At 71.2% G+C, this 19,924-nt stretch carries 21 protein-coding genes; 12 read left to right on the forward strand and 9 right to left on the reverse strand.

The features are described from left to right. Window positions 1–72 precede the first annotated feature (72 nt). Window positions 73–546: an ATP-binding protein gene (locus A3Q37_RS00780; RefSeq protein ID WP_065476710.1), complete on the forward strand. Its 474-nt coding sequence runs from the start codon at window positions 73–75 to the stop codon at window positions 544–546. An 18-nt stretch (window positions 547–564) separates the two neighbouring features. Here A3Q37_RS00780 and A3Q37_RS00785 read toward each other — a convergent pair whose 3' ends face one another. After that, entirely contained in the window at window positions 565–975 is a 411-nt protein-coding gene (locus tag A3Q37_RS00785) for a RidA family protein (protein ID WP_065476040.1), read from the reverse strand. Window positions 976–1,118: 143 nt separating this feature from the next. Here A3Q37_RS00785 and A3Q37_RS00790 point away from each other — a divergent pair, with 143 nt between their 5' ends. Further along, on the forward strand, window positions 1,119–1,502 hold the full coding sequence (locus tag A3Q37_RS00790) for a helix-turn-helix domain-containing protein (protein WP_065476042.1): 384 nt from the start codon (window positions 1,119–1,121) through the stop codon (window positions 1,500–1,502). A 12-nt stretch (window positions 1,503–1,514) separates the two neighbouring features. Here the strand turns inward: A3Q37_RS00790 and A3Q37_RS00795 are convergent, their stop codons facing one another. Further along, a complete protein-coding gene (locus A3Q37_RS00795; RefSeq protein ID WP_065476046.1) occupies window positions 1,515–2,684 on the reverse strand; it encodes a PP2C family protein-serine/threonine phosphatase in 1,170 nt (389 codons plus the stop codon). 86 nt (window positions 2,685–2,770) lie between these two features. On the opposite strand from A3Q37_RS00795, the gene A3Q37_RS00800 reads away from it, so the two are divergent. Together A3Q37_RS00800 and A3Q37_RS00805 are read left to right on the forward strand one after the other, a co-directional pair. Next, complete coding sequence (locus A3Q37_RS00800; protein ID WP_065476049.1) at window positions 2,771–3,286, forward strand: MarR family winged helix-turn-helix transcriptional regulator; 516 nt, start codon at window positions 2,771–2,773, stop codon at window positions 3,284–3,286. A gap of 223 nt (window positions 3,287–3,509) precedes the next feature. Further along, window positions 3,510–3,872 carry an STAS domain-containing protein gene (locus A3Q37_RS00805; protein ID WP_079137589.1) on the forward strand — a complete coding sequence of 121 codons (363 nt, stop codon included), beginning with the start codon at window positions 3,510–3,512 and terminating at the stop codon, window positions 3,870–3,872. A gap of 5 nt (window positions 3,873–3,877) precedes the next feature. On the opposite strand, the gene A3Q37_RS00810 is transcribed toward A3Q37_RS00805, so the two are convergent. Beyond that, window positions 3,878–4,591, reverse strand: a complete 714-nt coding sequence (locus A3Q37_RS00810) for a (2Fe-2S)-binding protein (RefSeq protein WP_065476054.1) — start codon at window positions 4,589–4,591, stop codon at window positions 3,878–3,880. Between the two features lie 245 nt (window positions 4,592–4,836). On the opposite strand from A3Q37_RS00810, the gene A3Q37_RS00815 reads away from it, so the two are divergent. After that, window positions 4,837–6,000 (forward strand): DMT family transporter, encoded by a 1,164-nt coding sequence (locus A3Q37_RS00815; RefSeq protein WP_065476714.1) that lies wholly within the window; start codon window positions 4,837–4,839, stop codon window positions 5,998–6,000. Between the two features lie 19 nt (window positions 6,001–6,019). On the opposite strand, the gene A3Q37_RS00820 is transcribed toward A3Q37_RS00815, so the two are convergent. Both A3Q37_RS00820 and A3Q37_RS00825 read right to left on the reverse strand, forming a co-directional pair. Beyond that, window positions 6,020–7,372, reverse strand: a complete 1,353-nt coding sequence (locus A3Q37_RS00820; RefSeq protein ID WP_065476056.1) for a transglycosylase family protein — start codon at window positions 7,370–7,372, stop codon at window positions 6,020–6,022. A 151-nt stretch (window positions 7,373–7,523) separates the two neighbouring features. Next, window positions 7,524–8,132 carry a TetR/AcrR family transcriptional regulator gene (locus A3Q37_RS00825; RefSeq protein ID WP_065476059.1) on the reverse strand — a complete coding sequence of 203 codons (609 nt, stop codon included), beginning with the start codon at window positions 8,130–8,132 and terminating at the stop codon, window positions 7,524–7,526. Between the two features lie 112 nt (window positions 8,133–8,244). Between A3Q37_RS00825 and A3Q37_RS00830 the strand changes: the two genes are divergently transcribed. Together A3Q37_RS00830 and A3Q37_RS00835 are read left to right on the forward strand one after the other, a co-directional pair. Continuing rightward, a complete protein-coding gene (locus A3Q37_RS00830) occupies window positions 8,245–8,997 on the forward strand; it encodes an SDR family oxidoreductase (protein WP_065476061.1) in 753 nt (250 codons plus the stop codon). A 59-nt stretch (window positions 8,998–9,056) separates the two neighbouring features. After that, window positions 9,057–10,184: a LacI family DNA-binding transcriptional regulator gene (locus A3Q37_RS00835; RefSeq protein WP_065476064.1), complete on the forward strand. Its 1,128-nt coding sequence runs from the start codon at window positions 9,057–9,059 to the stop codon at window positions 10,182–10,184. A gap of 94 nt (window positions 10,185–10,278) precedes the next feature. Here the strand turns inward: A3Q37_RS00835 and A3Q37_RS00840 are convergent, their stop codons facing one another. After that, window positions 10,279–11,613: an ROK family transcriptional regulator gene (locus A3Q37_RS00840; RefSeq protein ID WP_065476067.1), complete on the reverse strand. Its 1,335-nt coding sequence runs from the start codon at window positions 11,611–11,613 to the stop codon at window positions 10,279–10,281. Window positions 11,614–11,755: 142 nt separating this feature from the next. Here A3Q37_RS00840 and A3Q37_RS00845 point away from each other — a divergent pair, with 142 nt between their 5' ends. From A3Q37_RS00845 to A3Q37_RS37530, 5 genes are all read left to right on the forward strand, one after another. Next, window positions 11,756–13,066, forward strand: coding sequence for a sugar ABC transporter substrate-binding protein (locus tag A3Q37_RS00845; RefSeq protein WP_065476071.1), 1,311 nt, complete (start codon window positions 11,756–11,758; stop codon window positions 13,064–13,066). 11 nt (window positions 13,067–13,077) lie between these two features. Further along, on the forward strand, window positions 13,078–14,091 hold the full coding sequence (locus A3Q37_RS00850; RefSeq protein WP_065476074.1) for a carbohydrate ABC transporter permease: 1,014 nt from the start codon (window positions 13,078–13,080) through the stop codon (window positions 14,089–14,091). Beyond that, window positions 14,084–14,977 (forward strand): carbohydrate ABC transporter permease, encoded by an 894-nt coding sequence (locus A3Q37_RS00855; RefSeq protein ID WP_065476077.1) that lies wholly within the window; start codon window positions 14,084–14,086, stop codon window positions 14,975–14,977. The genes A3Q37_RS00850 and A3Q37_RS00855 overlap by 8 nt, the downstream gene beginning before the upstream one ends. Before the next feature lie 20 nt (window positions 14,978–14,997). Further along, window positions 14,998–16,359, forward strand: a complete 1,362-nt coding sequence (locus A3Q37_RS00860; RefSeq protein WP_065476080.1) for a GH1 family beta-glucosidase — start codon at window positions 14,998–15,000, stop codon at window positions 16,357–16,359. A 408-nt stretch (window positions 16,360–16,767) separates the two neighbouring features. Then, a complete protein-coding gene (locus A3Q37_RS37530; protein WP_255311687.1) occupies window positions 16,768–16,926 on the forward strand; it encodes a hypothetical protein in 159 nt (52 codons plus the stop codon). A 56-nt stretch (window positions 16,927–16,982) separates the two neighbouring features. Here A3Q37_RS37530 and A3Q37_RS00870 read toward each other — a convergent pair whose 3' ends face one another. From A3Q37_RS00870 to A3Q37_RS00880, 3 genes are all read right to left on the reverse strand, one after another. Beyond that, entirely contained in the window at window positions 16,983–17,438 is a 456-nt protein-coding gene (locus tag A3Q37_RS00870) for a hypothetical protein (RefSeq protein WP_065476085.1), read from the reverse strand. Window positions 17,439–17,589: 151 nt separating this feature from the next. Beyond that, window positions 17,590–18,273: a trimeric intracellular cation channel family protein gene (locus tag A3Q37_RS00875; RefSeq protein ID WP_065476088.1), complete on the reverse strand. Its 684-nt coding sequence runs from the start codon at window positions 18,271–18,273 to the stop codon at window positions 17,590–17,592. Window positions 18,274–18,479: 206 nt separating this feature from the next. Further along, window positions 18,480–19,769 carry a M20 family metallopeptidase gene (locus A3Q37_RS00880; RefSeq protein ID WP_065476091.1) on the reverse strand — a complete coding sequence of 430 codons (1,290 nt, stop codon included), beginning with the start codon at window positions 19,767–19,769 and terminating at the stop codon, window positions 18,480–18,482. Between the last annotated feature and the right edge of the window lie 155 nt (window positions 19,770–19,924).

Consider the following 19,924-nt stretch of genomic DNA (forward strand, 5'->3'; position numbering starts at 1 on the left):
GGATCGTTCGCCAGGGGTAGACGATTGGCGGAAAAGGTCTCCGACCTCACTGCGGCGCCCTGGCTGGAGCACATGAACGAACAGGTCACCTCCCCACCGGAAGAACCGGGTCCGGGGCCGGCTTCCATCGAGGTACCGCCCGCCGCCGAGGTGCTGCTCAGCGCCGAGGTCTTCGACGGCGAGCCGGGCTGCATCGCGCTGGCCCGTGCGCTCGCCGACCGCTTCCTGACGAGGCTCGCGGTGGAGTGCCTCGCCCCGGTCGGCGAGCACACGCGCAGCGATCTGATGCTGGCGGTCAGCGAGCTGGTCACCAACGCCGACCGCTACAGCCACGGCCCCTATCTGCTGGAGCTGGAGGGCAACGCGCAGCTCATCAGCGTCACGGTCTACGACAGCAGCACCGCGATGCCCGTGCTGTACGCCCCCGACCCGTCCCGCCTCGGCGGCCACGGCATGGAGATCGTCGTGGCGCTGTGCGACCGGCTCACCGCCGAGCGGGTGCCGGTGGGCAAGCGGATCCGCGCGGAGTTCCAGCTCAGCACCTGAGCCCGGCCGGCCCGCCTCTCAGGAGTCGAGTACGGCGGTGGCCTCCACCTCGACCAGGTGGTCGGGGATGTCCAGGGCCGCGACGCCGACCAGCGTGCCGGGCGCTACGGGAGTGGTCCCGAGTCGCGCGGCGGCCCGGGTGACGCCCTCCATGAACTGCGGCATCTTCTCGGGCGTCCAGTCGACGACGTACACGGTCAGCTTCGCCACGTCCTCGAAGGTGCCGCCGACCGCGCCGAGGGCCGTGCCGACGTTGACGTAACACTGCTCGACCTGCGCGGCGAGGTCGCCGGCGCCGACGGTCGTGCCCTCCGCGTCCCAGGCGACCTGTCCCGCGATGAAGACCAGCTTCGATCCGGTCGCTACCGACACCTGCCGGTAGGCACCGATCTCCGGCAGTCCGCTCGGGTTCACCAGGGTGATGGCCATACCTCTCGCCTCCTCGTTCCGGGGGCCGTGCCCCCGATTCTCCACCGGACCGGACGGTCACCGGTCACTTGTGGTTACTCAGGAACCGTAGGAGAGTGTGCGTCGACAAGGAAGAACGCACTTTTCGGTGACAGGGGAACCTGATGGTGACCAAGCAGTTCAGCGGCTCGCCCGAGGACTCGGATCTGCGGCGCGCGGACTCGCTGGCGCGGGAGATCTTCTCCGACGTCGCCAACAAGTGGGCGCTCCTGATCATCGAGGCCCTGGGCGAGGGCACCCTCCGCTTCAGCGAGCTGCGGGGCGAGGTCGAGGGCATCAGCCACAAGATGCTCACCCAGAACCTGCGGATGCTGGAGCGCTACGGACTCGTCGAGCGGTGCGTGCACCCCACCGTGCCGCCGCGCGTCGAGTACACGCTCACCGAGCCGGGGCAGGGGCTGCGCCGGACGGTGCATGTGATGTGCGACTGGACCCATGAACACATCGGCCACATCGAGGCGTCCCGCCGCGCCTTCGACGCGCCCTAGCCCACCGGACGGTCAGCCCTTCGGCCGGCCGAACCAGTCCAGGCACAGCACCAGCGCGTCGTCGAGCGTCTCCGTGACCCGGTACTCCGCCAGTTCGCCGAGCATCGCGCGCGGGACGGTGGCGGCGGGCAGGAGCCGGGTCGACTGGATGGCGCGGGCCAGCATGCGGTCCCCGTACGCCTCACCGAGCGGGGACACCGCGTCGTACACGCCGTCGCTGAACAGCAGCAGCCGGTCGCCGGGCTCGACGTGGAACTCCTGGACCGTGTACTGCGACTCCTCGAACATGCCGAGCGGCAGCTGCGCCTCCAGCTCCATACGGCGGACCGAGCGGCCGCGCTGGATCCACAGCTGCGGCGATCCCGCGTCGACGACGCCGACCCGGCCGGTCGCCAGCTCGAAACGGAGCAGCAGCGTGGAGACATGGGAGGCGCCGCGGTGCTGGTCGTAGAGGGCCTGGTCGGCGAGGGCCGCCTGGTCCGCGATGCCGATGCCGGCCCGGCGGGCGTTGCGCAGGGCGTTGACGGCGAGGTTGGTGAGGAGGGAGGCCTGTATGCCCTCGCCCATGCCGTTGGTCACCGCGAGGGTCAGCTCCTCGCCGTCGGCGGCCCAGTCGAAGTTGTCGCCGTGGATGGCGTACGCGGGCTCCAGCTGGGCCCCGATGGCGAACTCGGCGGCGGTGCAGGCGCGGGCGGGCAGCAGCTGCCACTGCATCTCGGCGGCGAGGGTGAGACGGCTGGTGCGCCGGGCGCGCTGATACAGGTCGGTGTCCCGCTCGGCGACCAGGATCTCGTGTCCCAGCAGGTCGGCGACGTGGGTCAGCTCGCCGACCAGCTCCGGGGTGGACAGTGTCTGGGGCAGCCGGACGGTGAGGATGCCGAGCCGTTCTCCCCTCACGGTCACGGGCAGATGATGGTCGACGGCGTCGTTGTGCCGGACCTGCTGTTCGCGGGGTTCCTGGCTGCCGAACGCCCGGCCCTCGGGGCTGTTGTGGAGGGACAGCGGCTCGCTCTCGCCGTCGGGCCGGTCCAGCGACTTCAGGACCCGCAGACCGTAGTCGGCGAGGTGAAGTTCCACCGCGAGGGCCCCGTAGGCGGCGCTGAGCTGGGTGCGCAGGGTGGCCAGCAGGGCGTGCGGTGCTGCGGCCCGTACGGCGGCCTCGATGTCCGTTCGTCTGTTCACGGTCTCTCGCGCAATCTTCGTCCTGCGACGTGGTACGGGCCGGGCCCGGGCTGACAAGTGGGGCTGACGGGTGACACAGTGGCTGAATGCCCCACCGAGGATTCCGCCCGAGCAGTAGCGAACAGGCGTCCGCCTACGCCGTCGCCGCCTCGGAGCTGCTGGAGGTGCTGTGGGGCCGGGGCCAGGAATCCGCCGCCTCGGGAACCGTATCGCCCTCCCAGCTCCGCGCCCTGCTCGTGATCGAGAAGCAGGAAGGCACCAACCTGCGAGCCCTGGGCGAGGCCCTGGGCTCTCGCGCCCCCTCCGTCAGCCGGCTCTGCGACCGGATGGAGGCGATGGGGCTCGTCCTGCGGGCGCCCAGCCCGACCAGCCGACGCGAAGTGGAACTGCGGCTGAGTCTGCGCGGCCGCGCCCTTCTCGAAGAGTACCGGGCCCTGCGCGCCGCCGAGCTGAATGCCGTGCTGGAGCGGATGGCTCCCGCCGACCTCGCGGCGCTCACGGACGGTCTCGCGGCCTTCCACGCAGCGGCTTCGGAGCGCCTTTCCCCGCACGGGGACACGGACGCCTCCCGGCTCCGCGATGATGTCGCCGACAGCGCCTAGCCTCATCCAGCTCCTGCTTCCGCATCCATCGGCTCTCCGCCGTCGACAGCCGGACGATCAACCGTCGGGGATCAGATTGTTACCCCATGGAGAATGTTGTCAAATGACAACTGTTACTTCTATCGTTATCCCGTTACCCCGCCGCGACCAGGGACGGAACGCTGCCGACCCGTCCGGCGACACGGCTCTCCGCTCCCTTCCGATCCCGCCCGAGGTGCCTTCCGTGCTTTCATCGCCCAACGAGGACAGAGCCGTCAGAATCACCACCCGGCGGGAGCGCGGGGCTCTGGTCCTCGCCGTGTCGGGTGACCTCGACATCGACAGCGTCGCCCCCCTGGGCCTGGCGCTGACCTCGGCGGCCGGCGACGGCTCGGGCCCGGTCGTCGTGGATCTCTCCGGTGTGGGTTTCGCGGACTCGACGACGGTGAACGTGCTCCTCCAGGGGCACACCGCGCTCGGGGACCGGCTGCGTCTCGCGGCCCCGTCCCCGTTCATGCGGCGTCTGATCGGCATGATCGGCCTCGACAGCGCCCTGCCCGTCCTGCCGTCCGTGGACGACGCCATAGACGTCGTGCTGCCTTCCTGACCTCTTTACGACGTGACGCCCCGGCCCCGCGCGGAGCCGGGCGCCCGGTCGAACACGCAGTCGCCGCACAGCCCGCCGCCGGGGCAGCGCCAGTACAGGCAGCAGCTGCGCCGCCGGAACGCCGGGCCGTGCGGGAATCCGGTGTCGCGGAGCGTCTCGTCGTCGAAGAGCTCGGCCGCCAGCGCGCGGGCCCGTGCGGCCACGTCCGGCCGGTCGTGGGCGCGCGCGAAGGCGACGAGTTCGCGTACGGCCCCGGCGAGCGCGGATCCCTCGTTGCCCCGCAGCAGTTGCGGGGAGATGTTCCCGTCGCGCCGGAACGCCTCGGCCAGCGGGACCAGATGCCCATGCTGGACCTCCTCGCGGATCCGGGCCGCCGTGCCGGGCAGCTCAGCCGTCCCCGCGAGCCACAGGTCGTCGGGCGAGGTGGCCGACGGGTCCCAGTGCAGATCGCCGGGGGCCAGGGCGGGGATCCGCCCGAACAGCGCGGCCGGGCCCAGGGCGACGGACCAAAGCCGCGCGGCCAGACCGAGATGGGCGATGGAGGCGGCGACCCTGCGCTCGGGGGCCTCGAGCCGCGCCGCGACCCGGTCGACACGCGCGGCGAGCGGACCGTTCTCACCGGCGTACAACCGCTCCAGCGGCCGGTGCCCGCCGCCCGGCACCGGGGTGGTCCGCAGCGCGAAGAATCCCCCGACCGATGCCAGTAGTGCCAGGTCCATGGCCTGCTCCCCCTCCGTCTCCGGTCCGTCCGCGGCCCCGCTCCGGTGACCGGTCCCGCGGACACCGACTGTGGCGTCCCGGCGGCTCACCGTATCCGCCGGGCGCCAACTTCTGACGTCTGGGGGCGGCAGGACTACCGTCGGGAGGAGGACGTCGGTCCAACAGGCGTACTACTGGGGCAGTAGGCCGAAGTGCAGACTCAAGGACGACGACGTGGGGCCCCGGACGGGACATCGTGGTGTACATGAGTTCCCTTGCGTTGTCCGTGCTGCTGTCACTGATCTCCGCGGTCGCCTACGCGGGCGGGGCGATCATCCAGGAGCGCGTGGCCGCGACCGATGACAACGCCTGGTACGCCCTGCTGCGCAACGGCGTGTGGTGGGTGGCCGTCGTCCTCAACGGGGTCGGCGCGGTCCTGCACGTGGTGGCGCTCGCCTACGGTCCGCTCAGCCTGGTCCAGCCCCTCGGAGCGCTGACGATCGTCTTCGCCCTGCCGATGGCCGCCCTGTTCGTCGGGCGGCGCGCGGGGGCGACGGCGTGGCGCGGGGCGCTGATGGCGACGGCCGGGCTCGGCGGCCTCCTGGCGCTCACGGGGAACGCCGAACCGCACACCTTGAACGGTCCCGAGCAGGCGCTGCTGGCCTCGGTGACGTTCGGGGCCGTCGGCGCGCTCGTCGTCCTCTCCCGTACGCTGCGCCGGCCGGTCCTGCGCAGCATCGTCCTGGCCACGGGCGCGGGCGCGGCGTTCGGTATGGCCTCGGTGTTCACGAAGACCGTGGCCGTGGAGTGGACGTCCGGCTCGGTGCGCTCGGGTGCGTTGCCGCTGCTGGTGATCGCCGGGCTCGCCGCGGCGGGCCTGTTCCTGTCCCAGGCCGCGTACCGGGGCGCCGGGCTCACGGCTCCGCTCGCGACGGTGACGGTGGTCAACCCGGTGGTGGCCGCCGCCATCGGCATCACCCTGTTCGGCGAGCACTTCCGGCTCGGCGTCCCCGGCACCGTTCTCGCCCTCTCCTGCGGGGCGCTGGCCGCCGCCGGTCTGATCATGCTGACGCGGGAGCGGATGCACCGGGAACACGCCGAGGAGGCGCGGGCGAACCCGGAGCCGGTGGGTTCCGGCGCCCGGCGCGCGGTCCCGGCCGACGGTCCGGGCGCGGAGGACGTGGCCCGTGGCGCGGAGGTGGTGGAGGCGGGGCGTCCGTCGCCGTCGCCCGCCGTGCCGGAACCTGCGCCTGGTCAGCTGCCCGCGGCGCCCAAGGCGTCGTCGCTGCCGCCGGGGCGCGCCGTGCCGCAGGTGGAGTTCGGTACGCCGGGCCCGCTCGCGGAACAGCAGCGGCGCGGCGGAGCCACGCTGCGGCGCCCCCGCTCCGAGCGGAAGGTTCAGACCCTGACGCCGCCTGCCCGGAGGTAATCCGAAGGCAGGTGGACGGTCAGACCCTGACGCCGCCTGCTCGCAGATAGGCGAGCGGGTCGACGTCCGAGCCGTAGCCCGGGCCCGTGCGGACCTCGAAGTGCAGGTGGGGGCCCGTGCTGTTGCCCGTGGATCCGGAGCGGGCGATGCGCTGCCCGCCGGAGACCGACTGCCCGGCGCGCACATGGAGCGCGGAGAGATGGGCGTACTGGCTGTACTTGCCGTCGCCGTGCCGGATGACGACCTCGTAGCCGTACGCTCCGGCCCAGCCGGCCGAGACGACCTGTCCCGGGGCCACCGACTTCACCGACGTCCCGGTGGGCACGGGGAAGTCCACGCCGGTGTGGTAGCCGCTGGACCAGGAGCCGGCCTGGCGGTACGGGGTGCCGGTGCCGGCGGCGACGGGGGCGCTGAATCCGGAGTGCTGCACGGCCCGTTCCGGAGCGGGCTGCTCCTTCTTGGGGGCGGCCTTCTTCGGCGCCTCCTGCTTGGGTGCTTCCTTCTTGGGCGCCTGTTGCTCAGGAGCCTGCTGTTTCGGGGCTTCCTTCGGGGCTTCCTTTTTGGGCTCGGCCCGGCGCTGGTCCGCCTTCTTGGTTCCGGGCGCGGCAGCCGAGGGCTTCGGCGCGGTCTGCCGTGCGGGCTTCCCGGCGCTCGTGCCCTCCCCCGCCTTCGGCGCCCGGCTGCCGTCCAGGCTGAGCCGCTGACCGGGGAAGATCAGGTCCGGGTCGTCCCCGACGACGGTGCGGTTGGCGGCGTAGAGGCCCTGCCAGCCGCCGGGGACCCGCTGGGCGGACGCGATCCCGGAGAGGGAGTCGCCGGTCGCGACGGTGTACGCGTCGCGCTTGCCCGGCACATGGGTGGGCGTCGCGGCGGCGGGGCGGGTCTGCGGCTGTTTGGGCGGGGTGCTTTGCGGGGCCGCCGCTGCCTGGGCCGTCCGGCTGCCCGCGCTCTGCGGAGCGGTCCCGGTCCCGGGGGTGGTGTCGGGTGCGTCGCCGCCCCGGGTGAGCCCCGCCCGTACGGAACAGGTGGGCCACGCTCCGGGACCCTGGCCGGCCAGCACCCGTTCGGCGATGGCGATCTGCTGCTCACGGGTGGCGAGGTCGGCGCGCGGCGCGTACTGCGTGCCGCCGAAGGCGGCCCAGGTGGAGCCGCTGAACTGAAGCCCGCCGTAATAGCCGTTGCCGGTGTTGATGGCCCAATTGCCGCTGGACTCGCAGGCGGCGACCTTCTCCCAGACATCGCTCGACGCGGCACCGGCCGAGGCCGCGGTGATGAGCGGGAGCGCGATGCCCGCGCCGCCCGCCGTCACCGTGAGCGAGGCACGGTTGATCCGACTGGGCTGATACCTGCGGTGCCGTCCGGTCGCGGCCATACGTGGCTCCCCACTGGCTTCGGTACATCTCGCAAGGGGCAACGTAGGTCCGCACCGTGACTGATCACAAGCAAAACGTGATACTCGGCCGCCCCCGGCCGATCCGTGGCCGAATACCGCCGCCCTGAACGCGCCTCCCGCCCGGATGCGTTCAGGCCTCCCGGGACTCCTCCGGCCAGCCGCGCATGGCCGTCTCCGCCAGCGCCTCCAGCTCCGCACGGCTCGCGCCGTCCCGGGCCTGCTGCGACATCCCCTGGATGACGGCCGCCGTACAGCGCGCGAGCGCCGCCGCGTCGGTGTCCGCGGGGAGCACTCCCGCGTCGACGTCCTGCTGGATCCGCTGCCGGAACTCGCTGACGTTCCGCAGGCGTCGGTCGCGCAGCACCGCCACCACCTCCGGTGACGAGCAGTTCTCGGCGGCGCTGAGCACCATGCAGCCGTGCGGCCGGCCGGGCTCCGTGTACTCCTTCGCCGCTTCGCGCAGCATCCGCGCGAAGACCCGGCGGGCGGTCGGCTCCTCGGCGAGGGCCCGGGCGCCGAAACCGCCGAAGAGGGTTCCGTACGCCTCGACGACCTCGTCGAACAGCGTCCGCTTGTCGCCGAACGCGGCGTACAGACTCGGCGCGGCGATGCCCATCACGCGGGTCAGGTCCGCGATCGAGGTCGCCTCGTACCCCTGCTCCCAGAAGGTCAGCGTCGCCTGCCGGAGAGCGGCCTCCCGGTCGAACGACCGTGGCCTGCCGCGCTGCTTCGTCACCATGCGCCAATTCTATAGCGACCACTAGAGAACGTGTTACGGTCACTTCTGTAGCGACCGCTAATAAAATCGCTCATCACACACATCGCTCATCACAAAAGGGGAGGGCGGAGCCATGGGCTCGCTCACGGGAAAGACGGCACTGGTCACCGGCGGCAGCAGGGGCATCGGACGGGGTATCGCCGAACGGCTGGGCCGGGACGGAGCGGTCGTCGGCGTGCACTACGGCCGCGACGAGGCGGCGGCCCTGAAGACCGTGGCCGCGATCGAGGAGGCGGGCGGCACGGCGTTCCCGCTGCGTGCGGACCTGGCGGATCCGGGCTCCGCCGCCGCGCTCTGGGCCGCCTTCGACGAGCACGCGGACGGCGTGGACATCCTCGTCAACAACGCCGGGATAGGCGCTTCGCAGGACTTCGCGCAGATCGAGGAGGAGGAGTACGACCGGCTGTTCGCCGTCAACACGAAGGCGCCGTTCTTCCTCACGCGGCTGGGACTGGACCGGCTGCGGGACGGCGGACGCGTCATCAACATCTCGACGGGCCTCAGCCACGCGGCGATGATGCCGGACCTGATCGCCTACGCCATGACCAAGGGCGCGCTGGACGTGTTCACGCGGTACCTGTCGAAGGTGCTGGGCAGCCGGGGCATCACCGTCAACGCGGTGGCCCCGGGGCTCGTGGACACCGACTCCACCTCGGACCGGCTGCGCGCCAGCGACGAGGCCTGGGCGGGCGCGGAGGCCTTGTCCACCCTGGGGAAGGTCGGCACCCCCGCCGAGATCGCCGATGTCGTGGCCTTCCTCGCCTCGGACGACGGCCGGTGGATCACGGGCCACTGGATCGACGCGACGGGTGGTTCGCTGGCCTGACCGGCTGCCGGGCGACCGACTCGTGGAGAGCGCTCTCCGTTAGTGCTATAAAGGCGCCCATGACGGATGATCGGCGGGCGGCCGGAGCACCCACCCTGGAGGACGTGGCGCGAGCGGCCGGTGTCTCACGCGCCACCGTCTCCCGGGTCATCAACGGGGTACGCAATGTCGACCCGGTGATCCAGGAGGCCGTGCGGCAGGCGGTCTCCGTCACGGGCTACACCCCGAACCGGGCGGCCAGGTCCCTGGTCACACGGCGGGCCGATGCCGTGGCCCTCGTGGTGTCGGGCGCGGGCGTCGAGCCGGAGGCGACGCGGGAGGCCCCCGACGGCGGGGCGGCAGGGGCCTCCGGAGCCAAGGAGGCCGGTACATCCGGGGACGGGGACGGGAGCTCCTTCACCGCGCAGGTCTTCGCCGACCCGTTCTTCGGCCGGGTGGTGACCGGAGTGGTCAACTACCTGCGGCCGCGCGGGATGCACCCGGTGCTGATGTTCGCGGAGTCCTCGCGGGCGCGCGAGGAGGTGGTGGCGTACCTCCGGCAGGGCAGCGCGGACGGCGCCCTGGTCGTCTCGACGCACGCCGAGGATCCGCTGCCCGCCCTGATCGCCGAAGCGGGCCTGGCGGCCGTCCTGTTCGCCCGCCCGGCGCGGCCGGTCCCGGTCAGCTATGTCGATCTGGCGCACCAGGACGGCGCGCGGCTGGCGGCCGAGCATCTGCTCGGCCGGGGCTGCCGCCGGATAGCGACGATCAGCGGCCCGCTGGACGTACCGGCGGGGCAGGCGCGCCTGACCGGGTTCCGGGACACGATGGCGCGCCACGGGAACCCGTACATCCCCATCGTCGAGGGGCAGTTCACCCAGGAGAGCGGCGAGGCGGCGATGGAACGGCTGCTGGCGGAACACCCGGACCTGGACGGGGTCTTCGCCGCCAACGACCTGATGGCGCTGGGGGCCTGCCACGTCCTGCGGGAGCACGGCCGCTCGGTGCCGGGGGACGTCGCGGTGGTCGGCTTCGACGACAGCAGCGCGGCCCTGGCCTGCCGCCCGCCGCTGACCACGGTCCGCCAGCCGGTGGAGGGAATGGCCGCCGAGATGACACGCCTGCTGCTGGACCGACTGGCCCGCCCGGACGGCCCGGTGACGTCAGTGATCTTCGAACCGGAGCTGGTGGTACGGGGGTCGGCCTAGGGTGTGCCGGGCGGGGACGCACCGACCGGGGGCGGGTGCTCACCGACGTACGCGAGGACGCGGTTCATGACCGCTACCCTCCTCCCCCGCCCCCTCAGTTGACCGAGGACCGATGCCGTTCCCGTACCGCGTCCACGGCCGTACGCGGTGGCGCGCCGGTGCCGCCCGGCTCCGGGCGGCTGCCGCCGCGGGTCAGGAAGTCCGCGAGCGGGAGCGTCGCCGCGCCCACGGTGACCGCGTCCGGGCCGAGGCGTCCCATCTCGATCGTGATGCGGGCCGCCGCGTGGCTCAGGGCGTACTCGTTCGCGTACCGGCGGATCTCCGGGAGCAGGCGGGGGCCGAGGAGCAGGCCCGCCCAGCCGCCGATCAGGATCCGCTCGGGCAGGAAGAGGTTCACCAGGTCGGCGAGGGCCGCGCCGAGGCATTCGGCCGTCTCGTCGAGCAGGGCGAGGGCGACTGGGTCCGGGGTGGCGCCCCGGCGTGCCGGGTAGGCGGCGGCGAGCAGGGCCGCGAGCGCGGTCTCGTCGTCGGCGTCCTCGGGCAGCGGGCCGCCCGCCTCCCGCCAGCGCTCGCGCAGGGCCTCCGCGCCCGCGTACGCCTCCAGGCAGCCGATGGAGCCGCAGCGGCACCGGCGGCCGCGCAGCTGGACGGTGGTGTGGCCCCATTCGAGGGCGAGGCTGGTGCGGTCCTCGTCGAGGATGTCGCCATGGTCGACGCAAGCGCCGACACCCGAGCCGATCAGGGCGATGGCGGCGGCGCCCGCGCCCCGGCCGCCGCCGAACCACATCTCGGCCTGGCCGAGCGTCTTGGCGCCGTTGTCGATGAAGAGCGGCACCTCGGGCGGTACGTCGACCGCCTCGCGCAGCAGCTGTTCGAAGGGGACCGCGCGCCAGCCGATCGTCTGGCCGTGCACCACCGCGCCGCGCGTGCCGTCGGGTCCTTCCGGGCCGTCGCGCTCGATGATGCCGGGGACCCCGATCCCGATGCCGAGGAGCCGGCGCGGATCGGCGCCCGCGTCGCGCAGCACGTCCGCGACACCGGTGCGGACATGGCCGACGATGCGCTCGACGTCGTAACCGTGCTGGGCCAGCAGCCGTTCCGTGCGGGCCAGTTCGGTGAGCGAGAGGTCGAACAGCTCGACGCGGACGCGGGTCTCGCCGATGTCGATACCGACGAGGAGGCCGCCGTCCGGGGCGACGCGCAACAGCGTACGGGGGCGGCCGCCGTCGGAGTCGACGACGCCCGCCTCCTCCAGCAGGCCCTCGGCGGACAGCTCCGCGACGACGTTGCTGATGGAGCCTGAACTCAGGCCCGTGACCGGGCCGAGCTCCTGACGGCTCAGCGGGCCGTCGAAATACAACCGTTGCAATACGCGCGCCCGGTTGCCCCGCCGCAGGTCACGCACGGTTCGTCTGTTGCGCTCGGCCATGGTGCTCCTTCCCGTCCAGGAACATACCCCGGCCCAAGCCCTTGACGCGACCTTCTCTCACCTCTTAAATCACGGCATAAATTAAGTCATGGAGGCCGTTCGGTTCCCGAACGCAGCCACCCCCGGAAAGGGGCCACCTCTCATGCGTCATCTCAGAGCCGCAAGCGCCGTCACCCTCGCCCTCTCCATCGCCGTGGCCGCCACCGGCTGTGGTGGGGGAACCACGTCGGGCGGCGGCAACGAGTCGCCGAAGACCCTCACGTACTGGGCGTCCAACCAGGGCCCCAGCATCGAGGCCGACAAGAAGATCCTCACTCCCGAGCTGAAGAAGTTCGAGAAGGAGACCGGGATCAAGGTGAAGCTGGAGGTCGTGCCGTGGGCCGACCTGCTGAACCGGATCCTCGCCGCCACCACCTCCGGTCAGGGCCCGGACGTGCTGAACATCGGCAACACCTGGTCGGCCTCGCTCCAGGCGACCGGCGCGCTCCTGCCGTGGGACGACAAGAACTTCGAGGCGATCGGCGGCCGGGACCGCTTCGTCGACTCGGCGGTCGCCTCGGCCGGCAAGGAGGGCGAGCCGCCCGCCGCCGTGCCGCTGTACTCGCTGGCGTACGCCCTCTACTACAACAAGAAGATGTTCGCCGAGGCGGGCATCGAGAAGCCGCCGGCCACCTGGGACGAGCTGGTCGCGACCGGCAAGAAGATATCCAAGGACGGCAAGTGGGGGCTTGGCGCCGAGGGCGGCAACCTCTCCAACAACATCCACCAGACCTTCGTCCTGGGCCAGCAGCACGGCGCCGACTTCTTCGACCAGGACGGCAAGGCGACGTTCACCTCGGACGGTGCGGTCGCGGCGGTGAAGCAGTACATCGACTTCATGGCCAAGGACAAGATCATCGCCCCGGGCAACGCCGAGTACGCCCAGAACCAGTCGCTCACCGACTTCGCCAAGGGCAAGACGGCGATGGTGCTGTGGCAGGCGGCCGCCTCCACCTTCGCCGCCCAGGGCATGAAGCCGGAGGACTGGGGCGCGGCCCCGGTGCCGGTCCCCTCGGGCGCCCCGGGGACCGGCAAGCAGGTCAACTCCATGGTCGCCGGCATCAACATGGCGGTGTTCAAGAACAGCAAGAACATCGACGGCGCGAAGAAGTTCGTGAAGTTCATGACGAGCGACGCCGAGCAGAAGCTGCTCAACAAGACCTACGGTTCCATCCCGCCGGTCAAGGCCGCCCAGGCCGACGACGCGTTCGGCGCCCCCGACCTCAAGGTCCTGCGCGACACCCTCGCCACCAGCGCCGCCCCGCTCCCCCAGGTCCCCAACGAGTCGCAGTTCGAGACGGCCGTGGGCACGGCCGTCAAGGAGCTGTGGGCGGACGCGGCGGCCGGACGCCCCGTGACCGAGGAGTCCGTCAAGGCGCGCCTGGAAAAGGCCCAGCAGACGATGCAGCAGTGAGGCCCTGATCCATGACCGCCACCGTCACCACGGACCCCGAGGTCGACAAGTCGACCGGCAGGGGTACGAGCCGGGGCACCGGGGGTGCGCGCGGGAGACTGCCGCGCATCCCCGACCGGATCCGCCAAGGCGGACTGCCCTATCTCCTGCTTCTGCCCGCCGTCCTGCTGGAACTCCTCATCCACATCATCCCGATGGTCATCGGGATCGTGATGAGCTTCCGGCAGCTCACGCAGTTCTTCATCAACAACTGGGGCGCCGCGCCCTGGTCCGGCCTCGACAACTACAAGATCGCCGTCGATGTCAACGCGCCGATCGGTGAGGCCCTGCTCCACTCGTTCTTCGTCACCTGCGTCTTCACGTTCTTCTCCGTCGGTCTGGCCTGGCTGCTCGGCACAGCAGCGGCGATCCTGCTCCAGGAGAGCTTCCGGGGCCGGGGCGTGCTGCGGACGATCTTCCTGGTCCCGTACGCCCTGCCGGTCTACGCGGCGGTCATCACCTGGGCGTTCATGTTCCAGCGGGACAACGGGATGATCAACCACGTCCTGCACGACCAGCTCGGCATCACGGACGAGCCGTCGTTCTGGCTGATCGGCGACAACAGCCTCTACACCCTGATCATCGTCTCGGTGTGGAAGGGCTGGCCGTTCGCCTTCCTCATGCTGATGGCCGGGCTCCAGAACATCCCGCGCGAGCTGTACGAGGCCGCCTCGATCGACGGCGCGGGCATCTGGCAGCAGATCCGCCGCATCACGCTGCCCTCGCTGCGCCCGGTCAACCAGGTACTGGTCCTGGTGCTCTTCCTGTGGACGTTCAACGACTTCAACACCCCGTTCGTGCTGTTCGGGAAGTCGGCGCCGGAGAACGCGGACCTGATCTCGATCCACATCTACCAGTCGTCGTTCGTCACCTGGAACTTCGGCACCGGATCGGCGATGTCCGTCCTGCTGCTGCTGTTCCTGCTGATCGTGACGGCCGTCTACCTGTTCTTCACCTCGCGCGGAAGGAAGGGCGCCGATGTCTAGCCTCACGCGGCCGACCCGCACCGCCCGGTCGCGGGCCCGCTCGCCGATGGCGGCCCCGCAGTCTTTCCTGTGGACCCGGCGCATCATCCTGACCCTGCTCGCCGGGTTCGTCCTGCTGCCGGTCTACGTCATGGTCAGCAGCTCGCTGAAGCCGCTCCAGGACGTGTCGGGGAAGTTCCAGTGGCTCCCGTCGACGCTGACGGTCCAGCCGTACTTCGACATCTGGGAGACCGTTCCGCTCGCCAAGTACTTCGTCAACTCGCTGATCGTGGCGGGCTCGGCGACGGTGCTGTCGGTGACGATCGCGGTGTTCTCGGCGTACGCGGTGAGCCGCTACCGGTTCCGGGGCAAGCGGGTCTTCACCGTCACCGTGCTGTCCACGCAGATGTTCCCGGGGATCCTCTTCCTGCTCCCGCTGTTCCTCATCTTCGTCAACATCGGCAACAGCACCGGCGTCGCGCTGTACGGCTCGCGCGGCGGACTCATCCTCACCTACCTCACGTTCTCGCTGCCGTTCTCCATCTGGATGCTGATCGGCTACTTCGACTCCATCCCCCGCGACCTCGACGAGGCGGCCCTGGTGGACGGCTGCGGACCGGTCCGCGCGCTCTTCCAGGTCGTCGTGCCGGCAGCGGTGCCGGGGATCGTCGCGGTCTCCGTCTACTCCTTCATGACGGCCTGGGGCGAAGTGCTCTTCGCCTCCGTCATGACGAACGACGAGACCCGGACCCTCTCCGTCGGCCTCCAGGGCTACGCCACGCAGAACGACGTGTACTGGAACCAGGTCATGGCCGCGTCCCTCGTCGTCAGCGTCCCGATCGTCGTCGGGTTCCTGCTGCTCCAGCGCTACCTGGTGGCCGGTCTCACCGCAGGAGCCGTCAAGTGACCTCCACAGAAAGGCAGTACGTGTCCGACCTCACCGCACTCCCGGCCGACTTCACCTGGGGTGTCGCCACCGCCGCGTACCAGATCGAGGGAGCCGTGGCCGAGGACGGCCGCTCCCCCTCCATCTGGGACACGTTCTCGCACACCCCCGGCAAGGTCGACGGCGGCGAAACCGGTGACATCGCCTGCGACCACTACCACCGGGTGCCCGAGGACATCGGCCTGATCAAGCAACTCGGCGCGGACGCCTACCGCTTCTCGATCGCCTGGCCGCGCGTCGTGCCCGGCGGCGACGGGCCGGTCAACAAGGCGGGCCTGGACTTCTACGACCGGCTCGTGGACGGCCTGCTGGAGGCGGGCGTCACCCCGTTCGCCACGCTCTACCACTGGGACCTGCCGCAGGTGCTCCAGGACCGGGGCGGCTGGACCGTACGGGAGACCTCGGAGCACTTCGCGGCGTACGCCTCCCATGTGGTGGAGCGCCTGGGCGACCGGGTCAAGGACTGGGCGACGCTCAACGAGCCGCTGTGCTCGGCGTGGATCGGACACCTGGAGGGCCGGATGGCACCGGGCCTCACCGACCTGACCGCCGCCGTGCGCGCCTCCTACCACCTGCACCTGGGCCACGGCCTCGCGGTTCGGGCGATCCGGGCCGCCTCCTCGGACGCCCGGGTCGGCATCGTCAACAACCTCAGCCCGATCGAGCCGGCGAGCGCGAGCGAGGCCGACCTCGCCGCCGCCCGCCGCGCCGACGGCCACATCAACCGCTGGTGGCTGGACCCGATCCTGGGGCGCGGCTACCCACAGGACATGGTGGAGGAGTACGGCGTAGAACTCCCGGTTCAGCCCGGCGACCTGGAGACGATCGCGGCCCCGCTGGACTGGCTGGGGCTCAACTACTACTTCCGCCAGATCGTCACCGCCGACCCCGACGGAACCGCACCCCGGGCCAAGCAGGTCTCCGTCCCCGGCGCCCGGCTCACCCACATGGACTGGGAGGTCCACGCGGAGGGCCTGGAGCAGCTGCTGCTGCGGCTGACCGAGGAGTACGGCGTCGGGCGGATCTACGTCACCGAGAACGGTTCGGCGTACGAGGACGTCGTCGCGGCGGACGGCTCGGTGCACGACCCGGAGCGCGTCCGCTATCTGGAGGAGCACCTGGCCGCCTGCGCCCGCGCGGTCGCCAAGGGGGCTCCGCTGGCCGGGTACTTCGCCTGGTCCCTGATGGACAACTTCGAGTGGGCGTACGGCTACGACAAACGGTTCGGCCTGGTCCACGTGGACTACGCGACCCAGCGCCGTACGGTCAAGAGCAGCGGACTCCGGTACGCGGAGCTCGTCCGGGAACACGCGGCGCGCCGCGACGGCCGGACGGCCGCCTGACCCTCCCCCACCGGCACCTGCCGGCCCCTCCGGCCGCGGCGAATCCCTCGCCGCGGCCGGATGAGCGCTGCCGAAGGTTCGAGCGTCGGCGAGGATCCACCCCGTGACGACCAGAAAGGGCCGTGGCGTCCGGACCGCCCTCATGCCCTACGCCCGCCTCCCCCGAGCGCACCACAGCCTCCACGTCCTGACGAGTACCGTCGATGTCTTCGGCGCCGCCCACTGGCTGCTCGGCGAGCATGTTCCGCAGCCCGGCGGCGATGTCCCGCCCTTCGACACCCTGTTCGACTGCTACGCCCTGAACGTGTCGGGCACCGCCGTCTGGGCCTGCCCGTACACGGACTTCCCGCTCGTCGAGATACGAACCAGGTGCGGGGAGCGAAGGCGGTGGCCGTCCACGGTGAACGAGTGGCCTTCTACGGTGGCTACGGCGAAGAGCAGGACCGACTCGTCCACGCAGAGCTCGCCGAGACATCCGTCAAGCAGACCGATGTCGGCCGGGGCAGCAGGATCTACGTCCAGGCCGAACCGTTCACCGAGTGGGGCGTTTTCGACCTCAGCAGCTGACGACCGGCACGGGAGAGACCGGTCCGGCCCGTCGGCTCCGCGGGGACCGCACGACGCTACGGCGCACGATCCATCGGGTCGTCGCTCGCCTCCGCGCCCCGCCAGCTCTTGTCCGCGGCCCGCCACCCGGCGCGCGCATGGGTCCAGGGCAGGGAGTCGACGGGGTGCAGGCGTGAGTGCCGGAGTACGGCGCGCAGGGCGATGAACCCCGGCCCGGCGTCCGGGCGGACGGGCACTCCCGCCGCGAGTTCCGTCGCCGTGGGGAGGGGCGGGCGGTCGAAGTTGACGTTCTGCGGTCCTGCTCCGATCAGCCACAGCAGTATCCCGTCGCTCACCGCCTGCGCGCACTCCGCGTCGATGTCCTCCGGACCGAGCGGATTGACGAACTCGAAGCCGAGCCGCCCGTCCGGGAGCGGCTCGAAATCCACGGTGAACCAGGCGAACCCGCCCATACAGCTCGGCCGGGTGTAGCGGACGTGGACGTCGCGGCGGGCTTCGGCGGGGAATCGCATGCCGGAAGCGTGCCCGTTGGACGGACACCGGGGCAACGGGATTCCAGGGCCGACGCACCCCCGCCCCACCAGGGCGAACGGCTTCGCCTCGCGCGGCGAGCCCGGGGACACGGACTTTTCTCCGAAGGCGGCACGGCCCCACGGTGGCCTGTCACCGCTTGGGTCTGCGGAGGGTTTTGGCGACGGCGACGGTGGTGTGCCAGTGGAAGCGCAGGGCCAGCAGGCGGACGGAGAGCGCGACGAGGAACGCGGCTCCGCCGGTGAGGGTGTTGTAGCTGTCGAAGTGGAGCAGGAGTGCGCTGATGGTGGCGCCGATGATGGCGGGGACCGCGTAGAGGTCCTGGTCGGGGCGCAGGACCGGTGGGGTGCGGTTGGCCAGCAGGTCGCGGATGATGCCGCCGCCGATGGCGGTGAGGATGCCCAGCAGGGCGGAGGGGACGGCGGCCAGGCCGTTGCGGTGGGCGGTGAGGGTGCCGGTGACGCAGAACAGGGCCAGGCCGACGGCGTCGGCGATGTTCAGTGGCCAGTGGGTGAGGCGGGCGGGGGGATCGATGACGAAGATGATCACGGCGGCGGCCAGGGAGACCCACACGTATTGCGGGTCGACGAAGGCGACGGGGACTCCTTTGTTGATGATCACGTCCCGGATGACGCCGCCGCCGAAGGCCGTCGCGAAGGCCAGGACGCTCAGGCCGATGAAGTCGTACCCCTTGCGCACGGCCAGCAGAGCGCCGGAGACCCCGAAGGCGAAGGTGGCCACCAGGTCGGCGACCTGCTGGGCGGTGCCGATGACGGCGGCTCCGTCCGGCGACGCGACCTGGACCAGGGCATTCACCGGCGGTGCCCCGGGGCAGGGCGAGTGCGACGGCGCGCCGGCTCGGTCATGCTCGGGCTCCTCCTGGATGCCGGTCGGTGGTGTGCCGACGCCGGTCCGGGTTCGTTTCCCGTGCCGACCGGCGCAGCGGCCCGAACAGGGGTACGTCCGGCCTGCCGCCTCACCGCGGAGGCAGGCCGGGCCCCGGGGGGGGCGGCGGACTCGCTCTACTCGGCAGGGGTGATCGTGCCGTTCAGGTGGTCGTAGGCGACATGGCAGTGGAGGCGCACGCCTTGCGTGAGGGCGTCGTCGTTGACGTAGAAGCGCGGGTTGTGGTTGGGGACGAGGCCGCGCCCGCCGGAGGTGGGCACCACGGTGCCGTCGTCGGTCAGCTCGCCGTCCTGCGCGCCGAGCATGAGGTACACGCCGCCGTACTTGTTGACGAATTCGGAGACGTCGTCGTACCCGAGGGTCGGTGGGGTGTCGAAGACCTTCTCGGCGCCGACGACGCTCCTGACGGTGGGCAGGACCGCGTCCGTCCACTTCTTGAGGTTGTGCACCGCGGGCACGTCCTGGAGATAGGTGACTTCGGCGGTGCATCCGTACGCTGCGGCCGTCTGCTCGGCCAGGGTCGTCAGCCGCTTCTGGATGTCGGCCATGTCCTCCTCGACCGAGCAGCGGATGGTGCCCCACAGGGTGACTGTCCCGGGCACGATGTTGAAGCGGCCGACGTCCTCGATGTGCCCGATGGTCACGGTGATCGGGTCGAAGGCGGACACCTGCCGGTAGAGCTGTCCGACGCCCACCGTGATCGCGCCGGCCGCGGGCATGGGGTCGACGCCCATCCACGGGGTGGAGCCGTGGACCTGCTGCCCGGTGAGCACGATCTTGACCATGCTGGAGGCGCCGAACTGGTTACCGACCCGGTAGCCGACGTATCCGCTGGGCAGCGGACCCAGGTGCATGCCGAACGCCATCGTGGGCGCGGGGTCGTTGCACGCCCCCTCGTCGATCATCTGCTTCGCCCCGGAGGACTCCCCGGCCGGCGCGCCTTCCTCGGCGGGCTGGAAGACGAACAGCACGGTGCCTGGCAGCTGCTCGCGGACTTCGGCCAGGACGGTGGCGGCGCCCAGCAGCATGGCGGTGTGCCCGTCGTGGCCGCAGGCGTGCGCGACCGGGAACGGACCGCCGGGATAGTCCTGGTCCACGACCGTGGAGGCGAAGCTCTCGCCGCTGTCCTCCTTGACCGGCAGGGCGTCGATGTCGGCGCGCAGCGCGACGACCCGGTCGCCGGGCTTGCCTCCCCTGAGTACGCCGACGACACCGTGTCCAGAGATGCCGGTACGGACCTCGTCGAGGTTCAGGGAGGTCAGGTGGTCCGTGATCAGCTTGGCCGTGTCGACCTCGCGGTTGGACAGCTCCGGGTTCTGGTGGAGATGGTGTCGCCACTCGATGACCTGCTGCTCGACTACCTCGGCTTGTTCGTCGAGCTCGGCGTGGATCGGATCACCGCTCATGTTCCAGCTCCTCGAAGTCGAGCTTGCTGACATTCGGAAGCTACGGGCCGCCCCACCGCGCCACCATCGCTCGCAGTGCAAACGGGTGACGGCACGGTCAGGGCTGCCTGCCGGAAGTGGATCTTCATCCGTGAGGCGGTGCGGTGACCGGACTC

The organism is Streptomyces sp. PTY087I2 (genome assembly GCF_001687325.1).
Classification (GTDB): Bacteria; Actinomycetota; Actinomycetes; order Streptomycetales; family Streptomycetaceae; genus Streptomyces.